4 protein-coding genes, 1 tRNA gene and 1 rRNA gene are annotated in these 12,838 nt (G+C 69.3%); 5 read left to right on the forward strand and 1 reads right to left on the reverse strand.

Translation table 11 applies throughout. The features are described 5' to 3' along the window. Both rrf and ACF08N_RS20285 read left to right on the forward strand, forming a co-directional pair. Positions 1–87 (forward strand): 5S ribosomal RNA (rrf, locus tag ACF08N_RS20280); the annotation flags it as partial. A gap of 168 nt (positions 88–255) precedes the next feature. Beyond that, positions 256–331 (forward strand) — tRNA-Thr (locus ACF08N_RS20285). A 48-nt stretch (positions 332–379) separates the two neighbouring features. Here the strand turns inward: ACF08N_RS20285 and ACF08N_RS20290 are convergent. Continuing rightward, positions 380–3,034: a SpoIIE family protein phosphatase gene (locus tag ACF08N_RS20290; RefSeq protein ID WP_392326016.1), complete on the reverse strand. Its 2,655-nt coding sequence runs from the start codon at positions 3,032–3,034 to the stop codon at positions 380–382. Between the two features lie 268 nt (positions 3,035–3,302). Between ACF08N_RS20290 and ACF08N_RS20295 the strand changes: the two genes are divergently transcribed. From ACF08N_RS20295 to ACF08N_RS20305, 3 genes are all read left to right on the forward strand, one after another. After that, positions 3,303–8,762, forward strand: a complete 5,460-nt coding sequence (locus tag ACF08N_RS20295; RefSeq protein WP_392326017.1) for a HAMP domain-containing protein — start codon at positions 3,303–3,305, stop codon at positions 8,760–8,762. A gap of 274 nt (positions 8,763–9,036) precedes the next feature. Further along, on the forward strand, positions 9,037–9,720 hold the full coding sequence (locus ACF08N_RS20300) for a two-component system response regulator (protein WP_392326018.1): 684 nt from the start codon (positions 9,037–9,039) through the stop codon (positions 9,718–9,720). Between the two features lie 133 nt (positions 9,721–9,853). Then, a complete protein-coding gene (locus tag ACF08N_RS20305) occupies positions 9,854–12,655 on the forward strand; it encodes a DNA translocase FtsK (protein WP_392326019.1) in 2,802 nt (933 codons plus the stop codon). The last annotated feature ends 183 nt before the right edge of the window (positions 12,656–12,838 follow it).

Raw genomic sequence — 12,838 nt, forward strand, 5'->3', positions numbered from 1 at the left:
GGTTACATTCCGAACCCGGAAGCTAAGCCTTTCAGCGCCGATGGTACTGCAGGGGGGACCCTGTGGGAGAGTAGGACGCCGCCGAACAATCATTGAGCCTCAACCCCCGGATACTCTTCGGGGGTTGAGGCTTTTTTGCGTCCTGCCGTGCTCCCTTGCGACTCCGGACGTACGGCGCTCACACGTTTTGGAAACGCCCGTACGGATGGGCTATGCTTCATCTCGTTGCCGCGCGGAGCACCGCGAAAGCAACAGGCCCCTATAGCTCAGTCGGCAGAGCGTCTCCATGGTAAGGAGAAGGTCAACGGTTCGATTCCGTTTGGGGGCTCCAAACTGAAGAAGGCCCCCCGCCATGTGGCGGGGGGCCTTCTTCATTTGGTCAGTTCTGGTGCGGCTCGTGGACGCGCATCGCCAGGATCGCCATGTCGTCCGATGCCGGCTCCGCGGCGAAGCGTTCGACCGCCCTGAGCACTCGGGCCGCCACCGCTCCCGCCGTCAGGCCCGTGCACGTCGTGAACACGTCGGCCAGGCCGTCGTCGCCCAGCATGCGCGTGCCCTCGCGGCGCTCGGTCACGCCGTCCGTGACGCACAGCAGGACGTCGCCCGGATCCAGCGTGACGACCTGCTCGTACAGCTCCAGGTCGTCCATCACGCCGAGCAGCGGCTGAGGGTCCGCCGCCGGCTCCACGGTGCCGTCCTGGCGCAGGCGCAGGGGCAGCGGATGGCCGGCGCAGACCACCTTGAGGACGGCGCTGCCGTCCTCCTGGGGCCACAACTCCCCGTACAGCAGCGTGAGGAAGCGACTGCGTGCGCCCTCGTCGAGGATGGCGGCGTTCAGCCGCTCCAGCACCGCGGGGCCGCCGAAGCCCTCACGGGCCAGCAGCCGCAGGGCGTGGCGGGCGAGGCCGGTGACGGCCGCGGCCTCCGGGCCCGTACCGCAGACGTCGCCGATGGCGAAGCCGTAGGCACCGTCGCGGATGGGGAACAGGTCGTAGAAGTCGCCGCCCACCTCGTTGCCCTCGCCGGCGGCGCGGTAGATGACCTCGACCTCGACGCCCGGGATCTGCGGCAGTTCCGGCGGCAGCAGGCTGCGCTGCAGGGACTGGCTGATCGCCATGCGCTCGGAGTAGAGGCGGGCGTTGTCGAGGGCGAGAGCGGCCCGGCGCGAGAGGTCCTCGGCGAGTTCCAGGATTTCCTGGCGGAAGTGGTCGTCGGACGGCTTGCCGAGCGTCAGCATGCCGATGACGCGGTTTCGCGCGACGAGTGGGAGAACGACCGTCTCGCCGCCGACGGCCGCGGCCGTTGCCAGCGTCGCGCCGATGCCGGAGGAGACCGGTGGGGTGGAGCCGAGGCCCAGTTCACGCTTGGAGGCGAGCAGGGCGGCGCGTTGTGCCGTCTCGGCCGGAGCGTTCCACACGCGGGCGCCTGGGGTCGGTACGGGTTCCGGTGGATCGATCCTGGACAGAAGGGCCTTGAGGCCGTCGATGCGGTCCTCGTCCTCGTGGAGCACATAGCTGAGGTACGGCTCCGAGGACTGGTCGGCGATCGTGTAGACGGCGCACCAGGTGGCGAGGGTGGGGACCGTCATCTGGGCCATCAGGGCCAGGGTCTGGTCGCGGTCCAGCGTGCCCGCGAGAAGGTCGGAGGCCTCGACGAGGAAGGACAGGGAGCCGCGTCGCAGCCGTTCAAGTTCGCCGAGGCGGGCCGACTCGACGGCCAGCGCGATGCGGTCGGCGGCGAACTGCAGGCGCAGGGCCTCCTCGTTGGAGTAGCGCCCCGCGGACTCGGCGGCCACGCCGAGGGAGCCGGTGAGCCGGCCCTCGACCTTGAGCGGGACGGTGACGACCGAGCGCATGCCGGTGGAGTTGAGGAGCGGTACGGCGCCGGGGACGGCGGTGAGGTCCTCGTGGACGGCGGGCATGCGTGCCGAGCCGTAACGGCCGGTGCCGGCCTCGACCGGGACGCGGGCGAACCGCTGGCGTGCCGAGGGGAGTCCGGTGGTGGCGCGTACTTCGAGCTCGGTCTCGTCGTCGGTGGCGAGGAGCAGGAAGGCGGCGTCGCCGTCGAGCATGTCGCGGGCCCGTTCGACGGTGCGTTGGAGCAGGCCGTCGAGATCGTCCGGCGCCGGGGAGCCGATGAAGACCTCGAACGGGTCGGTGGCGCGGTTCTCGGAGCCATGGTCGGAGCCCGGAGCGCGCTGAGGGGTCTGCAGAATGGCCCGTTCCTCGTCGCGTACGAGGAGACAGACCGTGGAGGGCTCACCGTTGGTGTCGCGTACCCGGAGGTGGGAGGCGTAAACCGGAACGACGCGGCCGTCGGTGCCGCGGATGCCGTAGCTGCCCTCCCAGCGGGAGAGTTGCAGCGCCTCGGCGATGCCCGTGCCGATGCCGGGGGTGTGCGGCCAGGCGGCGAAGTCTGTGAGCGGTTTGCCGATGACCTGTTCCGACGGGTAGCCGAAGAGGCGTTCGGCGTCCTCGTTCCATACGACGATCGTCCCGGTGCGGTCGATCTGGGTGAGGGCCACGCGTACCCGCTCGTCGGCGACCGGCAGCAGGGCCGTGGGGAGGGCGGGGCCCGCGGAGCGGGTGCCCACCCGGCGCTGGGGGAGGTCGAGTTGGAACCAGACCTGTTTGTGGGTGGGTGTGTACTCGACGCCCCAGCGGGAGGCGAGTGCCGCGCACAGCAGCAGGCCGCGGCCGTTCTCCCGGTCGGGGCTGCCGAGCGGATGGCCGGTGCCCTGGATCGGGATCTCGCGCTCGGGATAGCGGTCGGCGACCTCGATCCGTACGCCGTCCTCGCTGCGCAGGCACAGGACGTCGGCCGAGGTGCCCGCGTGGATGACGGCGTTGGTGACCAGCTCGCTGGTGAGGACCACGGCGTCGTCGACGACGTCCGAGTACCCCCAGCCCTGGAGGGTGTCGCGGACAAAGGCACGGGCGGTCGCGACGGACCGCCCGACAGGATCGAAGCTGGCGGCCGCCCGCGCGGTGATCACAGAACTCCTCGTACGCGTCTCGACGCCCGGCTCTGCCATGATCGGCTCGCCCCTCCCCGTGCCCGGTGGTCGTAGATGCACCGCACCGCCCCCGCCGGGCGGACCGGGGCGGTTGGACAGCCGGATGCCAGGTTACTTACCTTCGCTGTCCGAGCGGATGCCGGTTACGGCTGTTTCCGCCCTCCGGGGGTGGGGACGCTATGCGAAGCTGCCGAACTGTTATGGCCTGGTTCCGGCATGGTGAAACACTGGGCAGGCTTCTTGAGTAGGCCCGGGCAGTACGGTCAACCCCTGCGGGAGGGACACGGTGGAGTCTGGCGTGGCGGCGCGTGGCAAGGATACGCGCGCGAAAGGCGGACGGTCCCGGAACAATGGGACAACCGAAGTCGATACAGCGGCTGCGAACAGGCTGCTGTCGGCACTGGTGGCGATGCGGGACGGGAACTTCCGGCGTCGTTTGACGGTGTCGGGCGACGGCGTCATGGCCGAGATCGCGGCGGTCTTCAACGAGGTCGCCGACCGTAATCTGCACCTCACCGGGGAGATCGCGCGCGTCCGCAGGATGGTCGGTCGCGAGGGAAAACTCACAGAGCGGCTGGAGACCGGGGCGTGCGAGGGCTCCTGGGCGGCGGCCATCGACGCCTCCAACGAGCTGGTGGACGACCTCGCGCGGCCGGTCTCGGAGGTCGGCCGGGTGCTGTCGGCGGTCGCCGAGGGTGACCTGGACCAGCGCATGGAGCTGCGCTCGCATTCGACGGACGGCCAGGACGGCACGGTGCGGCCGCTGCGGGGCGAGTTCCTGAAGGTCGCTCGTACGGTGAACAGCCTGGTGGACCAGCTGTCCGCGTTCACCGACGAGGTGACGCGGGTCGCGCTGGAGGTGGGCACCGAGGGCAAGCTCGGCGGCCAGGCGCAGGTGCGCGGAATGTCCGGTTCGTGGAAGGACCTCACGGATTCGGTCAACACCATGGCGTATCGGCTGACGGCTCAGGTGCGGGACATCGCCCTGGTGACGACGGCCGTCGCCAAGGGCGATCTGTCGCAGAAGGTGACCGTCCATGTGGCGGGCGAGATGCTGGAGTTGAAGAACACCGTCAACACGATGGTGGACCAGCTCCAGTCGTTCTCCTCCGAGGTGACGAGGGTCGCCCGTGAGGTGGGTACCGAGGGTGAGCTGGGCGGTCAGGCGACCGTCCCGGGTGTGGCCGGCGTGTGGAAGGACCTCACCGATTCGGTGAACACGATGGCCGGGAACCTGACGTCCCAGGTGCGGGGCATCGCCGAGGTGACCACGGCCGTGGCCAACGGCGACCTGTCGCAGAAGGTCACGGTGAGCGCACGCGGCGAGGTCGCGCAGCTCGCCGAGACGATCAACCAGATGACGGAGACGCTGCGGACATTCGCGGACGAGGTCACGCGCGTGGCCAGCGAGGTCGGCGCGGAGGGTCTGCTGGGCGGCCAGGCGCAGGTGCCGGGTGCGGCGGGTACGTGGAAGGACCTCACCGATTCGGTGAACACCGTCTTCCGTAATCTGACCACCCAGGTGAGGGACATCGCCCAGGTGACGACGGCGGTGGCCAACGGTGACCTGTCGCAGAAGGTCACGGTGGATGTCGCGGGCGAGATGCTGGAGTTGAAGAACACCGTCAACACGATGGTGGACCAGCTCCAGTCGTTCGGTTCCGAGGTGACCCGGGTGGCCCGGGAGGTCGGTGTCGAGGGCCGGCTGGGCGGCCAGGCCGAGGTGCCGGGTGCGGCGGGTACGTGGAAGGACCTCACCGATTCGGTGAACACCGCGTTCCGCAATCTGACCGGCCAGGTGAGGGACATCGCCCAGGTGACGACGGCGGTGGCCAACGGTGACCTGTCGCAGAAGGTCACGGTGGATGTCGCGGGCGAGATGCTCGAGCTGAAGAACACCGTGAACACGATGGTGGCGCAGCTTTCCTCGTTCGCCGACCAGGTCACGCGGATGGCGCGGGACGTGGGCACGGAGGGCCGGCTCGGCGGTCAGGCCCGTGTCGACGGCGTCAGCGGTACGTGGAAGGAGCTGACGGACTCCGTCAACTTCATGGCCGGCAATCTGACGTCCCAGGTGCGCCAGATCGCACAGGTGACGACGGCTGTGGCGCGCGGTGACCTGTCGCAGAAGATCGACGTGGACGCGCGCGGCGAGATCCTGGAGCTGAAGAACACCATCAACACGATGGTCGACCAGCTCTCCGCGTTCGCGGAGCAGGTGACGCGGGTGGCCCGTGAGGTGGGCACCGACGGACGGCTGGGCGGTCAGGCGCAGGTGCCCGGCGTGGCCGGCGTGTGGCGCGATCTGACGGACTCGGTGAACGGCATGGCCGAGAACCTCACCGGCCAGGTGCGCAACATCGCCCAGGTCGCGACGGCGGTGGCGCGCGGTGACCTGTCGCAGAAGATCGACGTGGACGCGCGCGGCGAGATCCTGGAGCTGAAGAACACGCTCAACACGATGGTCGACCAGCTGTCGAACTTCGCGGAGCAGGTGACGCGGGTGGCCCGCGAGGTGGGCACCGAGGGCATCCTCGGCGGCCAGGCGGAGGTGCAGGGCGTCTCCGGCACCTGGAAGGACCTCACGCAGTCCGTCAACTTCATGGCGAACAACCTCACCAGTCAGGTGCGCAACATCGCCGAGGTGACGACGGCGGTCGCCAAGGGCGATCTGTCGAAGAAGATCACCGTCGATGCCAAGGGCGAGATCCTGGAGCTGGTGACGACGGTCAACACGATGGTCGACCAGCTGTCCGACTTCGCCGACGAGGTGACGAGGGTCGCCCGCGAGGTGGGTACGGAAGGTGTGCTGGGCGGCCAGGCGCGGGTGCGCGGCGTCACCGGCATCTGGAAGGACCTCAGCGACAACGTCAACCTGATGGCCAACAACCTGACCAACCAGGTGCGCAACATCGCCCGCGTCTCCTCCGCGGTCGCCAACGGCGACCTGACCAAGAAGGTGACGGTCGAGGCGCGCGGTGAGGTGGCCGAGCTCGCGGACACGGTCAACACGATGGTGCGGACGCTGTCTTCCTTCGCCGACGAGGTGACCCGCGTGGCCCGTGAGGTGGGCACGGACGGGCGGCTGGGCGGTCAGGCGCATGTGCCAGGTGTCTCCGGCACCTGGAAGGACCTCACCGAGTCGGTGAACTCCATGGCCTCCAACCTCACCGGCCAGGTGCGGCAGATCGCCACGGTCACCACCGCCATCGCCAAGGGTGATCTCACTCGCAAGATCGACATCGATGCGCGCGGCGAGATCCTGGAGCTGAAGACGACGATCAACACGATGGTCGACCAGCTGTCGTCGTTCGCCGAGGAGGTCACGCGGGTGGCCCGCGAGGTGGGCACCGACGGGCAGCTGGGCGGTCAGGCGAGGGTGCGGGACGTCGACGGCACCTGGCGCGACCTGACCGAGTCGGTGAACGAGATGGCTGGGAATCTGACCCGGCAGGTTCGCGCCATCGCGGCCGTCGCGACCGCGGTGACCCGCGGCGATCTGAACCTGAAGATCGACGTGGATGCGGCCGGGGAGATCCAGGTTCTCCAGGACAACATCAACACGATGATCGCGAATCTGCGCGACACCACCCTCGCCAACGAGGAGCAGGACTGGCTCAAGGGCAACCTGGCCCGTATCTCCGGTCTGATGCAGGGCCGGCGCGATCTGGACGACGTGGCCTCGCTGATCATGAGCGAGCTCACCCCGGTGGTCTCGGCGCAGCACGGCGCGTTCTTCCTGGCGATGCCGACCGGCAGCGGCCCGGAGGTGTCGGACGGCGGGGAGTCGTACGAGCTGGTCATGCGCGGCAGCTACGGCTACTCGGCGGGCCTGATGCCGACGTCGTTCCGGCCGGGGGAGACCCTGATCGGTACGGCGGCCGAGGAGAAGCGGACCATCCAGGTCAATGTGCCGCCGGGTTATCTGAAGATCTCCTCGGGGCTGGGTGAGGCGTCCCCGGCGTATGTGATCGTCCTGCCGGTGCTGTTCGAGGGGAAGGTCCTCGGGGTCATCGAGCTGGCGTCGTTCCAGCCGTTCACGCAGATCCAGCGGGACTTCCTGAACCAGATCGCCGAGATGATCGCCACGAGCGTCAACACGATCAGCGTCAACACCAAGACCGAGGTGCTGCTGAAGCAGTCGCAGGAGCTCACGGAGCAGCTGCGCGAGCGGTCGGCCGAGCTGGAGAACCGGCAGAAGGCGCTCCAGGCGTCCAACGCCGAGCTGGAGGAGAAGGCCGAGCTGCTGGCGCAGCAGAACCGCGACATCGAGGTGAAGAACACGGAGATCGAGGAGGCGCGGCAGGTGCTGGAGGAGCGGGCGGAGCAGCTCGCGGTCTCCATGCGTTACAAGTCGGAGTTCCTGGCGAACATGTCGCACGAGCTGCGCACGCCGCTCAACTCGCTGCTGATTCTCGCCAAGTTGCTCGCGGACAACGCCGACGGGAACCTGTCGCCGAAGCAGGTCGAGTTCGCGGAGACGATCCACGGCGCCGGTTCCGACCTGCTCCAGCTGATCAACGACATCCTCGACCTGTCGAAGGTCGAGGCGGGCAAGATGGACGTCAGCCCGACGCGGATCGCGCTGGTGCAGCTCGTCGACTACGTGGAGGCGACGTTCCGGCCGCTGACGGCGGAGAAGGGGCTCGACTTCTCGGTCCGGGTCTCCCCGGAGCTGCCCGCCACGCTGCACACCGACGAGCAGCGGCTGCTGCAGGTGCTGCGCAACCTGCTGTCCAACGCGGTGAAGTTCACCGACAGCGGCGCGGTCGAGCTGGTGATCCGGCCGGCGGGCGCCGATGTGCCGCAGTCCATCAGGGAGCAGCTGCTGGAGGCGGGTTCCCTGCGGGACGCGGATGCGGACCTGATCGCCTTCTCGGTGACGGACACCGGCATCGGTATCGCGGCCGGCAAGATGAGGGTGATCTTCGAGGCGTTCAAGCAGGCGGACGGCACGACCAGCCGGAAGTACGGCGGTACGGGTCTGGGGCTGTCGATCAGCCGGGAAATCGCACGGCTGCTCGGCGGCGAGATCCACGCGGCGAGCGAGCCGGGCCGCGGCTCCACGTTCACCCTGTACCTGCCGCTGCACCCGAGCGAGCTGCCGCCGCACGGGTACCCGCAGCTCGTGCCCGGAGCGGGCGACCTCCGGGACGAGGACACGGCCGCGGAGGACGCGGGCGCCCCGGCGCGGACCGTTCCCTCGCGTCCGGCCGCGGCTCCCGCGGGCACGGCGGCGCTGCTGCGCCGCCGCCGCAAGGCGCTGAACGCGATGAACGCGCAGCAGGCGCACCCCGGGGAGGTGCAGGAGCCGTGGGGTGATGCGACGGCCGGTCAGGAGGGCGCCGAGGAGCGGCGGGTGTTCGCTTTCGACGGCGAGAAGGTGCTGATCGTCGACGACGACATCCGCAACGTGTTCGCGCTGACGAGCGTGCTGGAGCAGCACGGCCTGTCCGTGCTGTACGCGGAGAACGGCCGGGAGGGCATCGAAGTCCTGGAGCAGCACGACGATGTGACGGTGGTGCTGATGGACATCATGATGCCCGAGATGGACGGGTACGCGACGACGACGGCGATCCGCAGGATGCCGCAGTTCGCGGGGCTGCCGATCATCGCCCTGACCGCCAAGGCGATGAAGGGGGACCGGGAGAAGGCGATCGAGTCCGGCGCTTCGGACTATGTCACCAAGCCGGTCGATCCCGACCATCTCCTCTCCGTCATGGAGCAGTGGATGCACGCGAAGTGAGCGGGTGTGGCCCGGATCACCGGTTGTTGCTGATCGGTTGCGTTCGAATGCGTGTGGGAGCGAGAGCTGCGGGGAACTATCCGGTCTCCCCCCACGTTTTCGGTACGTGCACAGTGACATCACGGTGACAGGGTGTGGCGACGGGCGGGGTGCGGCTACCATGACCGGCACAAGGACGGGCGACGCAAGGGAGTCGTCCCCTGGGGCGGCGCCCGGTGCGTCCTCCGGCTCTGTGAGCCGGAGAGACCCCATGCCGGGGCGAGGAGGACGGGGCATGGTGCAGAAGGCCAAGATCCTCCTGGTCGATGACCGGCCGGAGAATCTGCTCGCGCTGGAGGCCATCCTCTCCGCGCTCGATCAGACACTGGTGCGGGCATCGTCAGGGGAGGAAGCGCTCAAGGCGCTGCTGACGGACGACTTCGCGGTCATTCTGCTGGATGTTCAGATGCCGGGAATGGACGGTTTCGAGACCGCCGCGCACATCAAGCGGCGTGAGCGGACCCGCGACATTCCGATCATTTTCCTCACCGCGATCAATCACGGCCCGCACCACACCTTCCGGGGGTACGCCGCGGGGGCCGTCGACTACATCTCCAAGCCGTTCGACCCCTGGGTGCTGCGCGCCAAGGTGTCGGTGTTCGTCGAGCTCTACATGAAGAACTGCCAACTGCGCGAGCAGGCGGCTCTGCTGCGACTCCAGCTGGAGGGCACCGGCCAGGTCGAATCGGGCGGCGGCCGCGAGCCCGCCGGCCTCCTCGCGGAGCTGTCCGCGAGGCTCGCGGCAGTTGAGGAGCAGGCGGAGGCGCTCTCCAAGCAGCTCGACGACGACTCCGCGGATGCCGCGGCGGTGGCGACCGCCGCCCATCTCGAGCGCAAGCTCACCGGTCTGCGCCGGGCTCTCGACGCGCTGGAGCCCGGGACCGGCGGCGGCACGCCGACGCTGCCCTCCCAGAGCTGAGCCGCCACCGGCCCGCGACACGGCCCACGACGCCCTGAAGAGGCGTCAGTTCCTGTCCCTCCAGGCACGACACGAACGGGTGAAGCAGTGGGCACACGTGTCCGCTGCCGTCAACACCGGTAACCTCACCACCATGGCCTCACGTACGTCCGGCAAGGGTTCCCAGGGCACGGCGGGCACCGCGAAGCCGCGCACCGGCCGTACGACCGGCGCGGCGAAGAAGGCGGCGCCCGCCAAGAAGACCGCCGCGAAGAAGTCGGCACCCGCCAAGAAGGCACCCGCGAAGAAGGCCGCGGCCAGGAAGACGGCCGCGCCGAAGCCCGCACCGTCCCCCACCGGGGGCGTGTACCGGCTCACGCGTGCCCTCTGGCTCGGCTTCGCGCACGCGGTGGGTGCGATGTTCCGCGGGATAGGGCGGGGCGCCAAGGGACTTGACCCCGCGCACCGCAAGGACGGCCTCGCGCTGCTGCTCCTCGGCCTCGCGCTCATCGTCGCCGCCGGTACCTGGTCGAACCTGCGGGGGCCGGTCGGCGATCTGGTCGAGATGCTGGTGACGGGCGCCTTCGGACGCCTCGATCTGCTCGCCCCCCTGCTGCTCGGCGGGATCGGCGTGCGCCTGATCCTCTATCCCGAGAAGCCCGAGGCCAACGGCCGCATCGTGATCGGCCTGTCCGCGCTCGTCGTCGGCGTGCTCGGCCAGGTCCACATCGCCTGCGGCTCACCCGGCCGCGGGGACGGCACCGAGGCCATGCAGGACGCGGGAGGTCTGATCGGCTGGGCCGCGTCCAAGCCGCTGATCTTCATGATGGGCGAGGTGCTCGCGGTCCCGCTGCTGGTGCTGCTCACGGTCTTCGGCCTGCTCGTCGTGACCGCGACCCCCGTCAATGCCATTCCGCAGCGCCTGCGCCTGCTCGGCTCCAAGCTGGGCCTGGTCGACGCCGAGCGCGGGCCGGCCGACGACCTCACCCACGACGACGAGCGCTACGACGATCAGTGGCGCGAGTCCCTGCCCGGCCGCCCGCGCCGTGCGGCCGCGCGGCGCCGGGACGAGACCGACGACGTCTACGACCACGACCACGCCGAGCAGGAGGCGCTCGCCCGGCGCAGACGACCGCGCCGGCCGTCCGTGCAGCCCGCCATGGGGCGCGAGATGGACGCCGTGGACGTCGCCGCCGCGGCGGCGGCCGCTCTCGACGGAGCCGTACTGAACGGCATGCCGCCGTCCCCGCTCGTCGCCGACCTCACGCGCGACGTCACCGCGGAGCGCCGGCGGGCCGCCTCCCCGGTGCCGACCGCGCGTGAGCCCGAGGAGGCCGCGCCGCAGCAGCCGGCGGCCGGGAGCTCCGTACCCGACCTGACGAAGCCGGCGGCCAAGGGCTCCGTGCCCGACCTGACGAAGCCCGCGCCCGACGAGTCACAGCCGCTGCCGCCGCGCGCCGAGCAGCTGCAGCTGTCCGGCGACATCACGTACGCGCTGCCCTCGCTGGACCTGCTGGAGCGCGGCGGCCCGGGCAAGACGCGCAGCGCCGCCAATGACGCGGTCGTCGCGTCGCTGACCAACGTGTTCATGGAGTTCAAGGTCGACGCGGCCGTCACCGGCTTCACCCGCGGCCCGACGGTCACCCGCTACGAGGTGGAGCTCGGCCCGGCCGTGAAGGTCGAGCGCATCACGGCCCTGACCAAGAACATCGCGTACGCGGTCGCGAGCCCCGACGTGCGGATCATCTCGCCGATCCCCGGCAAGTCGGCGGTCGGCATCGAGATCCCCAACACCGACCGCGAGATGGTCAACCTCGGAGACGTGCTGCGCCTCGCGGACGCCGCCGAGGACGACCACCCGATGCTCGTCGCGCTCGGCAAGGACGTCGAGGGCGGCTACGTGATGGCCAACCTCGCCAAGATGCCGCACGTCCTCGTCGCCGGCGCCACCGGCTCCGGCAAGTCGTCCTGCATCAACTGCCTGATCACCTCGGTGATGATAAGAGCCACGCCGGAGGACGTCCGGATGGTGCTGGTCGACCCCAAGCGGGTCGAGCTGACCGCGTACGAGGGCATCCCCCACCTGATCACGCCGATCATCACCAACCCCAAGCGGGCCGCCGAGGCCCTCCAGTGGGTGGTGCGCGAGATGGACCTGCGCTACGACGACCTCGCGGCCTTCGGCTACCGGCACATCGACGACTTCAACCAGGCCGTGCGCAACGGCAAGGCCAAGGCGCCCGAGGGCAGCGAGCGCGAGCTCCAGCCGTACCCGTACCTGCTGGTGATCGTCGACGAGCTCGCGGACCTGATGATGGTCGCGCCGAGGGACGTCGAAGACGCCATCGTGCGCATCACGCAGCTGGCGCGCGCGGCGGGCATTCATCTGGTATTGGCCACGCAGCGCCCCTCGGTCGACGTCGTCACCGGTCTGATCAAGGCGAACGTGCCCTCCCGGCTCGCGTTCGCGACCTCCTCGCTCGCCGACAGCCGGGTCATCCTCGACCAGCCGGGAGCGGAGAAGCTCATCGGCAAGGGCGACGGGCTGTTCCTGCCGATGGGGGCCAACAAGCCCACCCGTATGCAGGGCGCTTTCGTCACCGAGGAAGAGGTCGCGGCGGTCGTCCAGCACTGCAAGGATCAGATGGCACCGGTCTTCCGCGACGACGTCGTGGTCGGCACGAAGCAGAAGAAGGAGATCGACGAGGACATCGGCGACGACCTCGACCTGCTCTGCCAGGCCGCTGAGCTGGTCGTCTCCACCCAGTTCGGCTCGACGTCGATGCTCCAGCGCAAGCTGCGCGTGGGCTTCGCGAAGGCCGGCCGGCTGATGGACCTGATGGAGTCGCGCAATGTCGTCGGCCCCAGCGAGGGGTCCAAGGCGCGTGACGTTCTCGTGAAACCGGACGAATTGGATGGAGTGCTCGCCGTGATCCGGGGAGAGACTCACTCGTAAGGGTTCCGGGAGCAACCGTTTCCCTTGGTCGTACGTCAAGTTGGAGGGAGGGACAGACACATGTTCCGCCCCTGGGAAGTACGGCCATTCCGATGGCGTACAAAGTTACGCCGCCCGGTTGCCCCACCCTTTCGTACCACCCATAGACTGAACCTCCAGCAGGTGGCTACACGCTCGAAAGGC

Origin of the sequence: Streptomyces sp. NPDC015127, assembly GCF_043080095.1 — a bacterium.
Classification (GTDB): Bacteria; Actinomycetota; Actinomycetes; order Streptomycetales; family Streptomycetaceae; genus Streptomyces.

Bases quoted from the DNA above. Each gene is read 5' to 3' on its own strand.
- ACF08N_RS20290 (WP_392326016.1), bottom strand. From the start codon at position 3,034: ATGGCAGAGCCGGGCGTCGAGACGCGTACGAGGAGTTCTGTGATCACC.
- ACF08N_RS20300 (WP_392326018.1), top strand. From the start codon at position 9,037: ATGGTGCAGAAGGCCAAGATCCTCCTGGTCGATGACCGGCCGGAGAAT.
- ACF08N_RS20305 (WP_392326019.1), top strand. From the start codon at position 9,854: ATGGCCTCACGTACGTCCGGCAAGGGTTCCCAGGGCACGGCGGGCACC.